General features: G+C 36.1%; 15 protein-coding genes and 1 other RNA gene. 11 read left to right on the plus strand and 5 right to left on the minus strand.

The window, feature by feature from the left end; all coding sequences use genetic code 11:
• Positions 1-219: 219 nt before the first annotated feature.
• Together BUC12_RS15135 and BUC12_RS15140 are read right to left on the minus strand one after the other, a co-directional pair.
• On the minus strand, positions 220-1,188 hold the full coding sequence (locus BUC12_RS15135; protein ID WP_062181165.1) for a helix-turn-helix domain-containing protein: 969 nt from the start codon (positions 1,186-1,188) through the stop codon (positions 220-222).
• A 228-nt stretch (positions 1,189-1,416) separates the two neighbouring features.
• Positions 1,417-2,433 (minus strand): pentapeptide repeat-containing protein, encoded by a 1,017-nt coding sequence (locus BUC12_RS15140; protein ID WP_062181169.1) that lies wholly within the window; start codon positions 2,431-2,433, stop codon positions 1,417-1,419.
• A 407-nt stretch (positions 2,434-2,840) separates the two neighbouring features.
• Here BUC12_RS15140 and BUC12_RS15145 point away from each other — a divergent pair, with 407 nt between their 5' ends.
• Both BUC12_RS15145 and BUC12_RS15150 read left to right on the plus strand, forming a co-directional pair.
• Positions 2,841-3,116 carry a hypothetical protein gene (locus BUC12_RS15145; RefSeq protein ID WP_062181172.1) on the plus strand — a complete coding sequence of 92 codons (276 nt, stop codon included), beginning with the start codon at positions 2,841-2,843 and terminating at the stop codon, positions 3,114-3,116.
• A gap of 169 nt (positions 3,117-3,285) precedes the next feature.
• Positions 3,286-4,176: an energy transducer TonB gene (locus BUC12_RS15150; protein ID WP_062181175.1), complete on the plus strand. Its 891-nt coding sequence runs from the start codon at positions 3,286-3,288 to the stop codon at positions 4,174-4,176.
• A 42-nt stretch (positions 4,177-4,218) separates the two neighbouring features.
• On the opposite strand, the gene BUC12_RS15155 is transcribed toward BUC12_RS15150, so the two are convergent.
• Positions 4,219-4,665: a VOC family protein gene (locus BUC12_RS15155; protein ID WP_062181178.1), complete on the minus strand. Its 447-nt coding sequence runs from the start codon at positions 4,663-4,665 to the stop codon at positions 4,219-4,221.
• Positions 4,666-4,877: 212 nt separating this feature from the next.
• On the opposite strand from BUC12_RS15155, the gene BUC12_RS15160 reads away from it, so the two are divergent.
• The 4 genes from BUC12_RS15160 (at position 4,878) to BUC12_RS15175 (ending at position 7,983) form a co-directional block, all read left to right on the plus strand.
• On the plus strand, positions 4,878-5,735 hold the full coding sequence (locus BUC12_RS15160; RefSeq protein WP_062181181.1) for a CPBP family intramembrane glutamic endopeptidase: 858 nt from the start codon (positions 4,878-4,880) through the stop codon (positions 5,733-5,735).
• A 49-nt stretch (positions 5,736-5,784) separates the two neighbouring features.
• Positions 5,785-6,390 (plus strand): porin family protein, encoded by a 606-nt coding sequence (locus BUC12_RS15165; protein WP_062181184.1) that lies wholly within the window; start codon positions 5,785-5,787, stop codon positions 6,388-6,390.
• Positions 6,391-6,738: 348 nt separating this feature from the next.
• The gene (locus BUC12_RS15170; protein ID WP_062181187.1) at positions 6,739-7,410 is read left to right on the plus strand and encodes a hypothetical protein; all 672 of its coding nucleotides are present in this window, start codon (positions 6,739-6,741) and stop codon (positions 7,408-7,410) included.
• A 129-nt stretch (positions 7,411-7,539) separates the two neighbouring features.
• Positions 7,540-7,983 carry an MBL fold metallo-hydrolase gene (locus BUC12_RS15175; RefSeq protein ID WP_062181190.1) on the plus strand — a complete coding sequence of 148 codons (444 nt, stop codon included), beginning with the start codon at positions 7,540-7,542 and terminating at the stop codon, positions 7,981-7,983.
• Between the two features lie 44 nt (positions 7,984-8,027).
• On the opposite strand, the gene ssrA is transcribed toward BUC12_RS15175, so the two are convergent.
• Positions 8,028-8,425, minus strand: a transfer-messenger RNA (tmRNA) gene (gene ssrA, locus BUC12_RS15180).
• A gap of 188 nt (positions 8,426-8,613) precedes the next feature.
• The gene (locus tag BUC12_RS15185; RefSeq protein ID WP_062181193.1) at positions 8,614-9,117 is read right to left on the minus strand and encodes a hypothetical protein; all 504 of its coding nucleotides are present in this window, start codon (positions 9,115-9,117) and stop codon (positions 8,614-8,616) included.
• 200 nt (positions 9,118-9,317) lie between these two features.
• Here BUC12_RS15185 and BUC12_RS15190 point away from each other — a divergent pair, with 200 nt between their 5' ends.
• The 5 genes from BUC12_RS15190 (at position 9,318) to BUC12_RS19755 (ending at position 15,568) form a co-directional block, all read left to right on the plus strand.
• Positions 9,318-10,643 carry a TolC family protein gene (locus BUC12_RS15190; protein WP_062181196.1) on the plus strand — a complete coding sequence of 442 codons (1,326 nt, stop codon included), beginning with the start codon at positions 9,318-9,320 and terminating at the stop codon, positions 10,641-10,643.
• A 19-nt stretch (positions 10,644-10,662) separates the two neighbouring features.
• Positions 10,663-11,913, plus strand: coding sequence for an efflux RND transporter periplasmic adaptor subunit (locus tag BUC12_RS15195; RefSeq protein WP_062181199.1), 1,251 nt, complete (start codon positions 10,663-10,665; stop codon positions 11,911-11,913).
• An 11-nt stretch (positions 11,914-11,924) separates the two neighbouring features.
• Positions 11,925-14,246, plus strand: a complete 2,322-nt coding sequence (locus tag BUC12_RS15200; protein WP_062181203.1) for an ABC transporter permease — start codon at positions 11,925-11,927, stop codon at positions 14,244-14,246.
• Positions 14,247-14,351: 105 nt separating this feature from the next.
• A complete protein-coding gene (locus BUC12_RS15205; protein WP_062181206.1) occupies positions 14,352-15,032 on the plus strand; it encodes an ABC transporter ATP-binding protein in 681 nt (226 codons plus the stop codon).
• A gap of 35 nt (positions 15,033-15,067) precedes the next feature.
• The gene (locus BUC12_RS19755) at positions 15,068-15,568 is read left to right on the plus strand and encodes an ABC transporter permease (RefSeq protein WP_062181209.1); all 501 of its coding nucleotides are present in this window, start codon (positions 15,068-15,070) and stop codon (positions 15,566-15,568) included.
• Positions 15,569-15,583: the final 15 nt, after the last annotated feature.

Below are 15,583 nucleotides of genomic sequence, written 5' to 3' on the forward strand. Positions count from 1 at the left end.
TAATCTTTTCGTTTTCTATCTGTCAAAAAAAGACACATTTTTAACAGAAAAGAAAAATAACAACAAATTCTGACACAAATTATTTTTCTGGGACTAAATGGTTCATTTTCATATGAAAATATGCAGAATTATAGAATCAAAATAAAAAAAAGAGTCCTTTTCTGAACCCTTTTTAAAATATAATACGAAATATTCAATAAAAATCTAAAATAAAACGTACTAAACATTTAGAATCTCTTCGGTAAGTCTTTTTTGTTCAGAAAAAAATGCCCTTCGCTCAATTTCGCCACTGACGCTTATTAGTGTAGAGAAACGCTTCAATGATTCAATCCATTCCAAATGGATTTTACAAATCCGAGGATCAGTAGTTGATATGGTATCCAGAGCATAAATCCCGTCCATATAAGCACACTCATAATTATCAGCCTTCACATAAGTATAACAATGATCGATATGTATGTTTGACAGATAAACTAAACTTTGGGTTCCGCTATCCCTCCTGATTCCAAACGAAGCCTGGTGTTCGAAATAGTCCAGCAATTCGAGCATTTCTTTTTTCAGAATATTCTTTTCTTCATCTGAAACAACATTTATCGAATGGAAGAATTTAATTTCCTCCATCAAAGAGACAAACATTTTGCGGTCTACAATTATAGTATCCTTAGGCGTACCCCGGTTTAGCTCTACCATATGCAATCTCTTTTTTTCCAAATCGGGATGCAGGGAAAATTCAGAAAAGTACTCGGGTATATTTTTATTATCTAACTGATAGAGAAACTTAAACATTTTGAAATTAAACAGATTCTTAAACGGAAAGAACATCGGATACGGAATACAACTAAAGATAGACTGAACTACTAAATTAGGTTCAATTAACACTGACGAATAAGACTCTGCAAATTGTTCAAGTTTGGCCGCAATATAATCAGACGGGGTTGCGACGGATATTTCTAATTCGAACTTCGGATTGGCTTGCATCTCAACATTAGCAAGACTATCAAGCGATATTCCTAATTTTCGGGCAATTATACAGGCTTCTGAGAAGGTAAAAGGTATTTCGCCCCGTAGCCGGCGATAAATTGTTTCTTTACCCAAAGGGATAATATCCTTGAGAAAGCATTGCTGCTCTCTCTTCTTTGGTATTTGTCCCTGTATTGCACTTATTAATGCATTGTTAAACGATGTCATATATTCCGTCTGTGAGTATTTGCCTACTAAAATATAATAAAAATAAGACCTTCACAACTATAAAGCCTTTTTAAAATCAATTTGCAAAAAAAATAAAATATTATATAACAGATAACATAATAAAGTTAGCTAAACATTATGAATTTGGAAGATAAAGTAAGATATAACTATTAGTTTTACTTTTGCAAACATTATAATTGATTAATCCTAGTTAATATACTCAGCCTCTCATTTTGTGAGTGAGGCTGAGTTATTTTTAATTTCATCGTAAGAATATCCTTCGAGAATTGTATCCTCGAAGTTTACATTTTCTTCAAAAATACAACTCTTGAAATCTGTCATATTAAATTTCGCTCCTTTAAAATTTACATTTGTAAGTACAGCATCCCAAAAATCTGAACCGCCCATCTTACATCCGGCAAATACAGAATTTTTTATATGCGAGTAATCGAACAACACTTTTTCGAAAGTACTGTCTGTAAAATCGACCTCATCCATAAATGTTTCTTCCAGATAACAAGAAGTAAATACCGCATCTTTCATACTCGATTTGATAAATTTTGTACGCGAGAAATCGACATTCGACATATGGGCATTGTCTATGTCCAGATTCTCGAATACACAATTCGAAAGATCCGTCACAAGATCACCGTATATAAATTCATTATTCTTGAATAGAACTTTCATGATTGTCTGAATTACAATAGCCGGCTTTTGATTAATGCGCCAGGCTTTTCCATTCTTCTCGTTTTGTATGGTCGCCGTATTTTCCCGGATATATGCGCAGAGTATATCATGAACAATACTTACATATCCGCGTTGCTTCTGGTTTCCGACAGAAACTTCCATCGCTATTTGATGAAGTGCATAAATACCCGAAAGTATCGAACTCACACTGTCACTACCCAGAAGCGTGGCAGCATCTTTGAATCGGGTATTGATCTGACCTTTTTCGGCAATATTATTTTGCCGCGTTTGTTCAGCTACACGACGATTATTGATCCAAAGCCCCAATACAACCAAAGCTCCCCCAAGTACTGTCGCTACCGTTTTTACATATTCGCCAAGTGCGGAAGGTGTATCACCATATAGTAATATATGTGCGCCGTTCCTGTAAAAAATATATCCGATTAGAACAGTTCCGAATATAATTATCAGAAAAATATATTTATAGTATAACTGGGTTATAACCTGTTTGTTATTTTTGAGTAATGTTGAAAATGTTTTTGTTCTCTTATATGCCATTTTAAGTCTAATTATTCAGAGTTGTTTAGTAAAACAGAGTGATAATAAAAGTACGGAATCGCTTTACTACAGTACAATTCTCTATTGTGTGAAGATTTTAGTTTTGCAGCGCACCCCATAAGTGTTAAAAAAATAACTTTTCAGCATATTGCCTAAAAGTTACATCACTAAACACAAAGATACAAATTATAATACTAAAATACAACACATTACACAAGCTAAACATTAAAGCAAAAAACAAAAATGTGAGTAAGTTTTTATATTTTAACTAGAATAAGCGCTATTAACACATAAAAAATAGCATAATATCGATATATTTAACTAAGAAAACATAACGATGCTATTATATAAGAAACCAATGCGTAATTTTACGCAACAAAAGAAACGAACAACTAAATAATCAGCAAATGAATAAAGAAAGTTCTGAAAAACGAGATAAAAATACATATTCAGAGGATTCAAATAACTATAAAAACAGAAATCATTTCAACGACAAATATGATTTTTATCAAAATATAATAGAGAATAGAAACCATATCCTTGTAGATAATGCAGTTCACTCTATGTTTGGAATTATACATTCTGTAGACTCACTTACGTCCACACAGGCTAAAGAGATGAAAGAGATGGAACTTATTATAAAAAAACATTTACCGGATATAGTAACATTCTTCGAATGCTAACATTAAAAATAAAACCCAATACTTTTTCATAATCAATCAATTACTTACACAAACGGGAACACCCCATTTCTTCATGAAGAAATGGGGTGCTTTTTATTTTAATAACATCAAAGAATGAAGTTAATATTTCTATATTTGTATAGGCTGCAAAACAACACTTATTATAATTATGACCAATCGTATACTTCTATCAGGAGGTTGCTTTCTATTCATTTTGCTTTACTCTTGTTCATCTGAGCGCATAATAATAAGAGAAAATCGAACTACCGTCGAAAAATCCTGCCCACAATTTCAGGGTGGGGAAAAAGGGTATAAAGAGTTTTTCGAAAAAAATGTGCATTATCCTGCCTCATTATCAGAAAAGAAATTGTTTGAATCTGTCTATATAAACTGCTATGTTGATAAAAACGGTTCTATTATAAGAGCTGTGACAAGCAGCATCTTTGACAATGTATTCGACAAAGAGGTAAAAAGAGCATTGGATTCTTTACCTGAATTTGTGCCCGGCCCGGCAAACAATTCTAAAAATGTTGTCTATATCCTGCCGGTTAATTTCAGCATCCCTGAAGCGGATAATCAGGAAAAACGCCCTTTTATTTTACATGAAATCCGGTCTCAGTTTCCAGGAGGAAACGAAGAATTCCAAAAATATCTCCTTCATAAGCTAAAATACCGGTTAGCAGACAAAATGAGAAATAAGAAAGGCAAGATTGCTATTCATTTTTTTGTAGATAAGATAGGAGAAATTAAAGAGGCAAAAGTGGTGGATAGTTTTTCATCGGCATATAGCAAACAGGTTCTGGAAATATTAAACGGAATGCCCCGATGGATACCCGGATGCGGAAACTGCAAAGGCATGGAGGTGATATACCGGCTGACAATTTCTTATAATATTGACTGGAAATTAATATATCCGGTAACAAGGATCGAAAGTTATCTGGAGTCTTTCTCATTTTCAGGTATAAATAAAGATGCTTTACCCGAAGGTTTTCTTGATGATGTTTTCGATAAATGGGAAAAAGTAACTCTCGATCCTGTCAATATTATCGGCAAACCTTAAACCTTAATATCACAAGTTCTCTTAAAAGAAGCTTATTACGACTTATATATTCATATCCTCAATTATAAGCATATCATTATCATCGAAACGCCACGATTCGCCATAAGCAACTTCCCAGTAATAACCATCGGGATCCTGAAAATATCCACTGTAACCTCCCCATGATACTGTTTGCGGTTGTTTGGCAATTACTCCTCCATTTTTTACTACAAGCGTCATCATTTCGTCGACATCCCTCTCCGATTTCATATTACAGGCAAGAGTTATTCCGGCGAATCCCCCCTGAGATATTGTAGGAGGATTACTTTGATCAATATCCATCGCTAAGTGTTCTAGAGGATATAACTCGAGTTTGGTTCCCTGATTATCAAAGAATACAATCGGCGGATTATTTTCCTTTGTATATGTTTTAAAACCAATATTCTTGTAAAAATCCAAAGACCGTTCCATATCGCGGACTCCAAGACAAATAAGGTTGATTCTGTTCATAACTTCGTTTAAATTTAAGATGATACAATAAAGTTATGTAAAATAATCAGCTAACCGATTTACTCTCTTATAAAAATTATTATCTCCTGACCTTCTTTTCTTCAAAAAGTAAGCTTTCGTCTCAAACCCCAGGCATATTGTCTCATATTTAAAAACCAAGTGCAAATGCTTGATACTTTCGTAACAGAAACAAACAAAAAAGGTCAAGCATTATGATTACAAAAAAGAACACTCAGGATCAGGACAATATTATCCGTCAATACAAATACCCTGTATTATTTTATTTATTGGTAACACTTATTCCATGGGCATTTTGGTTTACAGCAGGGTACGTCAGCTGGCTGACACCTCATCAGGAAAAATATCTTCAAATAGCCAGTATATTAGCATTAGCCGGATTGCTGGCACCTCTGGCTGTCGTTTATTTTCTAACTGCACGGAATAAGGATTTAAGGAAAGATATATCAGCACGGTTTTTCAACTTTAAAGATATCAAGCCTGTATATTTACTGATGACCTGTCTCATTATGCCCGTCAGTATAATGATAGCACAAGCGATTTCCCTCTTGTTCGGATACAGTCCGGAACAATTCATTATCACAGGTAACTTCACATTCACTTCGGGTATACTTCCGGTGTGGTTCCTTTTGATACTGGCTCCAATTATAGAGGAGTTGGCATGGCACTCATATGGTACCGATTGCTTACGCAACAAGTTCAACCTGTTCAATACTTCTCTTATTTTCGCGATTATCTGGGGAATCTGGCATATACCTCTTTCGTCCATCAGGGATTATTATCAAAGCAATCTGATAAATGACGGAATGATATATGGTATCAATTTTCTGGTGAGTATTATTCCCTTTGTACTGCTGATGAACTGGCTCTACTATAAAACCGGGCGCAATATCATTGTTGCTATCATATTCCATATCACTGCAGGGTTCTTCAACGAGCTGTTCGCCCCACATCCGGATAGTAAAATAATCCAGACAATACTCTTAAGTATAGCAGCTATTATCGTTGTGATCAACGAGAAAGAACTCTTTTTTGAGAGAAAAATAAAATAAGAACAATACTAAATATAAAAACAATACTAAATATAAAAACAATCGAATTATGAAAAAAATTATTTTAACAACAGCCATTACAATCTGTGGGAGTTTCTTTTTAACTGCAAATGCTCAAACAACCACATCTTTCGGGATCAAACTTAATGGTAATCTGACTAATGTAAAAGTATCTAATCTACAAGGTAACAACAGTTCATTCAAGCCCGGCGCTTCACTTGGAGGTTTTGCTAAGATAGAATTTGGGGAAACTTTTGTCTTACAACCCGAATTGCTGTTTAACTACACAGAAAGAAAGGAAAAAGCAGAAGGCGAAAAACTAAAGTTTAAATATGCTTCGGTGGAAATTCCGGTATATGCAATGGGGCAATTCAACGCCGGAAACGGAAAAGTATTTTTGGGTATAGGTCCACATATCGGATATGGATTCAGCATTGACACCAGAACCGAGGATCTTCCGGAAACCGATCCAGGTTCAAACAAATTAGAATTGAGCCACTGGTATATGGGTGGAGGTGTTATTGCCGGATACGAACTCGAAAACGGACTAATGTTCAATGCCGGATATAAACTCGGGTATGACTTAAGCTCTAAGGATAAGATTTCGGGAGCAGACACTCAAACCATAAGTATCGGTATCGGCTATCGGTTTTAACAAGCACTACTTTCGACCCCTATTTATAAAAGCCTTTGATTATCAAGTCAAAGTCTTTTTCTATATAAATATTTTTTAAATAAAAAGTGCTGTTATCTTTGAGAAAATTTATTGTTTCTATGAGAACATACACTCTGTCTTTTTTATTCATAATCTTTTCGTCATTCAACCTTCATACACAAAATCCCCTGCAAATATCTGTAGAAAAAACAGGCTCTGTTTTCTTATAATAAAACACTAAATCTCTCCTATAGTGAAAACTCAGGTTATCTTAATCATGGATTTAAACCATGGAGCAGAACAGAATACAACATTAAAGGGATAATACAAACGGACGGGCTGACTTTTATGCGACAAGATACTATTTCTACAAATGCAAGAGAAATAGCCTCTTCGTTTCAACTGGCAGACAATCACCTATTGTTATATGATTATAATAGTAACGCTGAGCTATCCCCGATTGATAATAATCTGATATATGAATATTTGGTTATGACAATACGTTATAATCCGGGATATCTCTTAAAATACATCTATGATAAGAACCCCGATCTATTGCCTTATTTCGAAAATGATAAATATGCCGGATATAAGGTTATGATAAATAAAGTATTGGTCGAATTTAAGATCCGTAAATCAGATTACCTGATCGAAAAAGTCCGTACCCGGTATGATGATATTTCCGGATTCGGAAAGTCGTTAGGCGATATGGAAGACATATATTATTACTCCTCTTATACCGAACAGCAAGGGATATATATTCCTCAGTTGATAAGGATAGAGAAACTCAATGGTAAGATATCCGATAAGATAGAAATCCGCCAGATATCAGTTACAGATAAGGCGATAAAAAGATGGGAGGCTAGCGCTCCTCAAAAGGAGGGGCAAACGGCTGAGATAGAAATAACCCGGTATAGTGACCATATTCATCTGATAAATATAAAAGAGGAAAATACAATTGCATTACTCGTGGAATTCGAAAACTTTTTTGTGGCTGTTGAAGCACCCAAACGTAGCTAGAACGGTGAATTTATTATTGCGGAAGCCTGTAAGATTGCTTCTCATAAACCCGTCAGATATTTTATTGCAGGACATTTCCATCCACACTATCTGGGAGGATTGCGTGCATTTGTTCACAAAGGCGCTACAGTGTTATCAATACAAGACAACTATGAATATATAACAGAACAAATATCGAATCTGCATACAATAACTACCTATAGTCTTCAATTAGAAAGCAAACCACTGCAATTTGAGACAATAGACAAAGATAAACCTTATATAATCTCGGACGGAAAATATGAAATGCAGATAATTTTTATAGGCGATAAGTCTAATCATACATATGATTACCTTACATTTTACTTTCCGGAAGAAAAGATGTTATACCAAGGAGACTTGCTATTCATACCTGAAAAAGGAGAAATGAAAAAGCTTAGCAAACGCGAGACGAGTTGCTACAATGTCGTCAAAAATCATAAGCTCAAAGTAGATACAGTATTGCAAGCCTGGCCGGTCAATGCCTATAATATCAAATGGAAGATCCCTTTTTCTGAACTTGAACAGATTGTGAAGTCATTTGAGAATAAATAACTTTGTTCTATATATAACAAAACCCGCATTCCTGCAGGTTTCATTTGTGGAGCTGGAGGGAGTCGAACCCTCGTCCAAACAAGGAACTAATTTGCTTTCTACATGCTTATCTTTGCTTTAATTGTCGGGAGTGGGCAAGACCAAAGCTATCAACCCAAACCTTAGTTTCTTAATTTTCGAACAGGAGCCAAAACCTCCCCTATCCTATCTCCGATTTACCTACACCACCGATTCGAAACGCTTCGGAGCCACAGCTTCCGGGTGATGTCTTGTCTCAACACATGTGCCGAGATTAAGCTATATCTACTATACTTCGATTAAGCAGCAAGAGCGTAATTTTCTTCGCCAGTTAAAATTTTGACGTCTGAGATTATAGTGCCAGCCGACTATGCACTGCATGCTTACAAACCACTTCATCTCGCTGTCAAAGCCAGTCAACCCCGTGAGTTTGTTGTTTTGATATAACACTTTATACCAACCTAGATATTATTTACAAAATACTTTCTGTGCTAATATCCAATACAAAGATAATACTTTTCAGAAGAAAATCATATATGTATACACACCTTAGTTTATATAAACAGTCTCTGGTGGATAAAATTCTGGGAATAACCTCAGTAAATGGTAGCACTAAAAATTTTCGTTAAACCATTTGAAAAAGCTCTCATCTTTTTTGAATGGTCCTACTTTAGATAATATCTCTTCTTCAAATTTTCGTTTAAACATTTTATTCTCCTCTTTTGTGAGATCTGAAGTATTAATATCTTTCCATCCTCCAAAATTAGTTCCTTTGGATACTCCGTCAAAACCGAGATAAGCTGGTGTATCATCTCCATTCAACCGAATATGGCAATGAACCGAATAGTCTATATCCGGAAAATAAAAATAAGTATGATAAAAATTTCCCTCTCGACTTCCGACAAAATATTCCCCTTTCAATGCATGATCGGGATTATCTCTCTTGTACCATTCTACAAGTTTTATCAGATCATCCCGTTTGGTATTAAACTCATAATATTCTGTATAGGGGTAACTTCCGGCAAAATGCCCCATAATCCAAAAGAATTTAATTGCACAATATAAAGCTACTATGCCACCTACTCCAAATAACGAATACTTTATCCCTTTTTTCATCCTTATCCCGATTTATATTTTCAGCCAAATATAAGATTTACATCTATAGACATAGTGTTATCTGTAAAAATATTTTTCATTGTTGTGTAATATATTTTTACAAAGACGGCAAGCACACACACCTATAACACACTGATAAACTACTATTTACAAACAATGGCATAGTTTTAGTTATTAAAAACATAAAAGCAGTTAATCGTATGAAATATTTTTTATTAATCCTGTTTGTAAACATCAGCTTATATCTTCCGGCTCAAGATAAAGTCTGGACATTAAACGAATGTATGCAATATGCGATAGAACATAGTTCGAAACGTACAAAACAAAATTCACAAAACCAGATATATAAATTGAATCATACTGAAGCTATCGGAGGACTCCTGCCCAAAGTAAATGGCACAGTTGGTGCTACATTCAATTTTGGACGCGGGCTGGATTCCGAGACAAATACTTATATCGATAAAAACTCATTTAACAATACATACAGCTTACAAACCTCATTATTATTATTCGACGGACTTGCCCAGGTTTCCAGAATAAAACTTCAGAAAATGAATCAAATGATGGGGAAAGAACAGCTCCGTCAGATAGAAGATATGTTGGCTTTCGAAACAATGGAAATATTCTTCAATATTTTATACTATCAAGGGACTGTAGATTTAGCTGTTCAGCAACTGGAAGAAAGTGAAACCACACTAAAACAAGTTACCCGCATGCAGGAACTGGGATTAAAAGCCGGACCTGATGTGCTGGAAATAAAAGCAAAAGCTGCTTCTGATAAATACAACCTCATAAAACAACAAAATCTACTTGATATAGAAATCATACGGTTAAAACAGAAAATGAATTATCCTATGGATCAAGAGATCTCTATAGATACCAAAACGAACAACGATGTACTTGTCTCTGCTGAAAAAGACAATGCCTTCGAGATTTTTGAAAAGGCTGTTACATATTCTCCTCAGATACTAGCTTCGGAAAGAGCATTACTCGCACAAAAAGCTCAGTACAAAGTCAGTAAGGGTAGTTTATTACCGTCCCTATATTTAGGAGCGGGTTATTCTACCAATTTCTCCCGATTAATGGATGGCAGTGCATACTCTTCATTTACAGACCAGTTGAGAGACCGTAGAGGATATTATGTTGGCTTTACATTGAGTATCCCTATTTTCAACGGCTTCTCAAACCTTAACTCCGTAAAGAGAAGTAAGCAGAATGTAATTATTGCCCAAAATGAATTAGAGGAGACTAAACGGACTGTATACAGCGAAATAGAACAAGCGGTAGCCGATATGAACGGACAAGGCGAGGAATACATTCAGGCACAACAACAAGTTGTAGCAATGGATGCCGCACATAACGTCAACCAGCGCAAATATACCGAAGGCCTCATAAGCGCTTTAGAACTTACTACCAGTTCCAAAAGACTGCTTGAAGCAAAAGTGGAACAACTTAATGCCGGTTTGAAATATCAGTTAAAAACAAAATTGGTAGCTTATTACAAAGGACAACCCTTTATACAGTAACGAAAAAAACAAACGCAATATGGACAGAATTATAGAAAAGAAAAAGGGGTTACAAAAAAAACATATACCCTATATCGCCGGCGGAGCATTCGTACTAATCGTTATCGCTTGGTTGGTTTTCGGTAATCATGCCTCAAAAATGAATGTAGATAGCAAAAAAGTAAGCATTCAGGAAGTAACCAAAGGCGAATTCAATGATTATGTACGCGTCAATGGGCAAGTACAACCAATAAACACCATTCAGCTTAGCGCCGTGGAAGGTGGAATGGTTGCCGAACGCTTAGTTGAAGAAGGTGCAACTGTTCGACAAGGCGAGATTATAATAAGGCTTACCAATCCCATGCTAAATCTTAATATTCTGGATAGCGAAGCTCAACTTGCCGAAAAGCAAAACTTCTTACGGAATACTCAGGTTTCCATGGAACAAGAGAAACTAAACCTAAAAAAGGAAAAGCTACAGTTAGATCTGGATGTAGAACGTAAAAAAAGAAAATACCTCCAGTACAAACAGCTGTATGACGAGAACCTTACCTCGAAAGAAGAATATCTTCAATCAAAAGAAGACTACGAGTATGCCGTAGACGGACGTAAACTGGTTGTTGAACGCCAAAAGCAGGACTCTATATACCGTGGTATACAAGTACAACAAATGGAAGAGAGTTTATACAACATGCGTCAGAATCTGATACTGGTTCGTCAGCGTGTCGATAACCTGAATGTAAAAGCTCCTGTTGACGGTCAACTGGGATTGCTGGATGTGGAAATAGGGCAATCGGTATCCTCCGGTGGACGTATCGGGCAAATCAGTGTCCTTTCAGATTATAAGATCGAAGCTTCTATTGACGAACATTATATCGACAGGGTGAAAATCGGGCTGGATGCATCCTTCGAACGTCAGGATAGGAATTTTGCTTTAAGAGTACGAAAGGTATATCCCGAAGTAAGGGAAAAACAGTTCAAAACAGATTTTATATTTGTAGGGGAACGACCTGACAATATACGCGCAGGACAAACCTACTACATCAACTTACAACTGGGACAGCCTGTAGAAGCTGTACTTATTCCCCGTGGAGCATTTTATCAAACTACTGGAGGACAATGGATATTCGTAGTTACACCTGATGGAAAGAAAGCTGTCCGCCGGAAAATAAGTATCGGCCGTCAGAATCCGACCTTCTATGAAGTAACGGCAGGGCTGGACCCGGGCGAAAAAGTTATAACCTCAGGATATGACACTTATGGAGATGTAGAAGAATTAATCTTTGAATAAACGAAAATACTATGAATGTACTCAGATCTTACAAACGCTCCCGGTTGTTTCTATTCGTGAATATTACAGGGCTTGCAATCGGCCTTGCAACTTCCATTATGCTACTTCTGTTTGTCGTAAACGAATTAAGTATCGACAAATCGATACCGGACAATGACCGTATCATAAGCCTGAATACCGTAATGGAAGCCAATGGAGAAGCAAATACTATCCCCATTGCAACACGGCGGGCATTAACCGATATTCCTCAGAGAGTACCGGGTATCGAGGCTGCGACACAAATATATTTTGTGGGAGAATCTGATATAAAATATGAAAACGAGAATTTTCAGAATATCCCTTCGCATATGACCGAATCGGGATTCTGTGATGTATTCGGTATCGAATTTATAGACGGGAATAAAGAAGCTCTGGATATTCCGAATTCAGTCGTTATTACCGAAAAATATGCCAATATCATATTTGGAGGAATAAATAAGGCCATGAATAAGGTTATAAAAATGGATGTTACCGAATACACTGTACGGGGTGTTATTAAAGGATGGCCTCAGAATACCCATTTCAGTTTCGATTTACTAATATCGATGAATAATGATATAAAAAGCTGGCCTTCTATTGAGTTTTTTACTTTTTACAAGATAAAGAAAGGCGTTTCGGTGGATGAAACCCGAACTGCTGTAGAGAAAGAATACACTGAGCTTACTTCAGAGTTTCTGAAAGGTTTCGACGGAAAAGGCTATGGTGTAACCGAGAAGTTGGCCGATATCTATTTATATACGAAAGCGACCAATACATTAGGAAAGAAAAGCAGCATATCTTTTGTTTGGCTTCTTTCTGCTATTGCCGTTTTTATATTATTATTAGCTATCACTAATTTTATAAATCTCTTTATAGCACAAGGCGAAACACGTATGTTAGAGATAGGTGTACGTAAATCGAACGGTGCTAGTATAAAAGACATAAGCAAGTTATTTTTGTCCGAAATATTCTTCGTTGTACTTATCTCATTTATCATCGGCTTTGGGCTACTTTTGCTCTTCACCCCTTATTTTCCGGAGCTTATAGACCGTGATATCGATTTGGCGCAACTGTATAACCCTGTGTTTATAATTTCGGTCGTCTTTGTTTTTGTTTTGACCGTCTTTTTATCCGCTTCCTACCCGACTTTGTATCTGGCGAGGTTCAATACTTTAGAAATATTGGCTAACAGGATTCTATTTTCTAAGCGTCGCCTAACGTCTGTTATCATAGTTTTCCAGTCAATTATTTCGATTGTAATAATATCCTTTATCCTTGTTGTGAATATGCAGACGAACTATCTAAAAGATTTACCGCTTGGTTATAATCCAAAGAATGTACTTGTCTTATATATAAATAGCAGCCTGCACAAAGAGTATGGAACTTTAAAACAAGAACTGGAAAAGCAAACAGGCATTTTGAGAGTGGCAATGTCTGATCATACATTCGGTATGGGAACCAGTGGTCAAGGAATATCTTTATTGGGACAAACCATTTCCCAATCCATTTCGGAATACCGTATTACGGACGGAATATGCGAAATGCTGGAATTACAGTTGGTCGAAGGTGAGTTCTATAAAGAAAATGAGGAAGGTAAGAATAGTAAATCTATTATACTTAACGAAGCTGCGATCAGGATGCTGGGACTCCAATATCCGGTTGTGGGTACAGTAGTCGATTATAAAGGGCAAAAAGAAATCAGGGGAGTAGTAAAGGACTTTTATTATAATAAACTAGAAAATCCGATAACTCCAATTATCCTTACATATCGGGAGCATGCCGGTTCTGTATATATCAAATATGCCGATAATATGAACCGGCTGGATGTACAGACGATTATACAGAATGTGACCAAAAAGATAGATGCAGCATATATGATAAACCCGGCGTGGCTAGAAGATATATACAAAGGTAAATTCAAAAATCTGGAGATACAGTCGAGAATTCTTTTATTAGCTTCGTTCCTTTCTGTATTTATCTCTATGTTGGGCTTATTAGCAATCCATGCCTTCAACACCATACGCCGGAAAAAAGAGTTGAGCATACGGAGAGTGAATGGTGCCAGTAAACAGAATATATTTAACTTATTGTCATTCGACATTTTGAAATGGGTCTTAATAGCAGGTATTATAGCTATACCTATAGCTTTCTTCCTGTCGACAAATTGGCTCGAGAATTATGCAAACCGAACATCTGTTAATTGGATTGTATTTGCTTTACCAATATTATTACAATGTATCATAGCCATTGCTGTCACTTCCGGGATAAGTATCAAAGTGCTTAATGAAAATCCGGTAGCATCTTTAAAAAATTAAGGTCACAGACCTATAAACAATAATAATCGGTTATATACCGAAAATATATCATTAAATGCTCACAGTCAATTAATAGTAAAATAACATAACAAAAAACATAAAATTATGATTAAGATCAATAACCTAAAGAAAGTATTCCGCACAGAAGAGATCGAAACCGTTGCTTTGAATGATGTTTCATTACATGTAAAAGAGGGAGAGTTTGTAGCCATTATGGGACCTTCGGGATGTGGTAAATCTACACTTCTAAATATTCTGGGGCTACTGGATAACCCCTCATCCGGCGATTATTATTTAGCAGATAAAGAAGTTGGACATCTAAAAGAGAAAGACCGTACAGAAACCCGTAAAGGAAATATCGGTTTTGTATTTCAGAGTTTCAATCTTATCGAAGAAATGAATGTATATGAAAACGTAGAACTTCCGCTTATATACATGAAAGTTAGTGCATCCGATCGTAAAGCCCGTGTAGAAGAGGCTCTTCATAAAATGAATATCAGCCATCGGGCAAAACACTTCCCGAATCAGTTATCGGGAGGACAGCAGCAACGTGTAGCCATAGCCCGCGCGGTTGTAGCTAATCCAAAACTAATACTTGCCGATGAGCCGACAGGTAATCTTGACTCTAAAAACGGTCAGGATGTTATGAACTTATTGTCGGAGCTGAATGGAGAAGGTACTACTATTGTTATGGTTACGCACTCGTTACACGACTCGTCTTTTGCCCATAGAGTAATCAATCTGTTCGACGGACAGATTGTAACCGAAGTTGCCAATAAGTTATAAACCAAGTAAAGTTATTACTAAAATATCAGGGTATAATGTTAAAACTATTTATAAGAAACTTCGTCAAGCAGAAAACTGTTGGTATTCTAAATATCAGTAGCCTGAGTTTGGGTATTATGGTATCAGTTATTGTTGGGCTTTGGACTATACAATCCTTTAGTTTTGATAATTTCCATACTAATGGAAATCGTATATACCGGTCTATCACTCAGGTAAAGGTTAATGGGGTTGAAAACCTCTACCCATCGATATTCAAACCATACGGGGAAGAAGCAATTGCTAAATATCCTGATATCGAAGCTATGTGTAGAGTTGTTATAAATTACAACAATGAAGAAGTCTGGGTCGGAAACCAGATATACCCTGATTCGAAAACACTAATAGCCGATAATAACTTCTTTACAGTCTTTACTTTCCCTATTATAGAAGGAGATAATGCGGCTTCTGTAATAGATAGCCCCGACAAAGTCGTTATCAGCGAAAAAGCAGCAAAAAGGCTATTTCCCGGAGAAAATGCGATAGGTAAAACAATTTAAATACAGTGATCAAGA

The sequence above is a fragment of the Indolivaga macrotermitis genome, from assembly GCF_900128985.1.
GTDB classification, from domain to species: Bacteria; Bacteroidota; Bacteroidia; order Bacteroidales; family Dysgonomonadaceae; genus Dysgonomonas_A; species Dysgonomonas_A macrotermitis.

Excerpts from the sequence above, each read along its gene's own strand:
- BUC12_RS15195 (WP_062181199.1), top strand. The coding sequence starts at position 10,663 with ATGGACAGAATTATAGAAAAGAAAAAGGGGTTACAAAAAAAACATATA.
- BUC12_RS15170 (WP_062181187.1), top strand. The coding sequence starts at position 6,739 with ATGCGACAAGATACTATTTCTACAAATGCAAGAGAAATAGCCTCTTCG.
- BUC12_RS15135 (WP_062181165.1), bottom strand. The coding sequence starts at position 1,188 with ATGACATCGTTTAACAATGCATTAATAAGTGCAATACAGGGACAAATA.
- BUC12_RS15150 (WP_062181175.1), top strand. The coding sequence starts at position 3,286 with ATGACCAATCGTATACTTCTATCAGGAGGTTGCTTTCTATTCATTTTG.
- BUC12_RS15200 (WP_062181203.1), top strand. The coding sequence starts at position 11,925 with ATGAATGTACTCAGATCTTACAAACGCTCCCGGTTGTTTCTATTCGTG.
- BUC12_RS15145 (WP_062181172.1), top strand. The coding sequence starts at position 2,841 with ATGAATAAAGAAAGTTCTGAAAAACGAGATAAAAATACATATTCAGAG.
- BUC12_RS15205 (WP_062181206.1), top strand. The coding sequence starts at position 14,352 with ATGATTAAGATCAATAACCTAAAGAAAGTATTCCGCACAGAAGAGATC.
- BUC12_RS15190 (WP_062181196.1), top strand. The coding sequence starts at position 9,318 with ATGAAATATTTTTTATTAATCCTGTTTGTAAACATCAGCTTATATCTT.
- BUC12_RS19755 (WP_062181209.1), top strand. The coding sequence starts at position 15,068 with ATGTTAAAACTATTTATAAGAAACTTCGTCAAGCAGAAAACTGTTGGT.
- BUC12_RS15185 (WP_062181193.1), bottom strand. The coding sequence starts at position 9,117 with ATGAAAAAAGGGATAAAGTATTCGTTATTTGGAGTAGGTGGCATAGTA.
- BUC12_RS15160 (WP_062181181.1), top strand. The coding sequence starts at position 4,878 with ATGATTACAAAAAAGAACACTCAGGATCAGGACAATATTATCCGTCAA.
- BUC12_RS15140 (WP_062181169.1), bottom strand. The coding sequence starts at position 2,433 with ATGGCATATAAGAGAACAAAAACATTTTCAACATTACTCAAAAATAAC.
- BUC12_RS15165 (WP_062181184.1), top strand. The coding sequence starts at position 5,785 with ATGAAAAAAATTATTTTAACAACAGCCATTACAATCTGTGGGAGTTTC.
- BUC12_RS15155 (WP_062181178.1), bottom strand. The coding sequence starts at position 4,665 with ATGAACAGAATCAACCTTATTTGTCTTGGAGTCCGCGATATGGAACGG.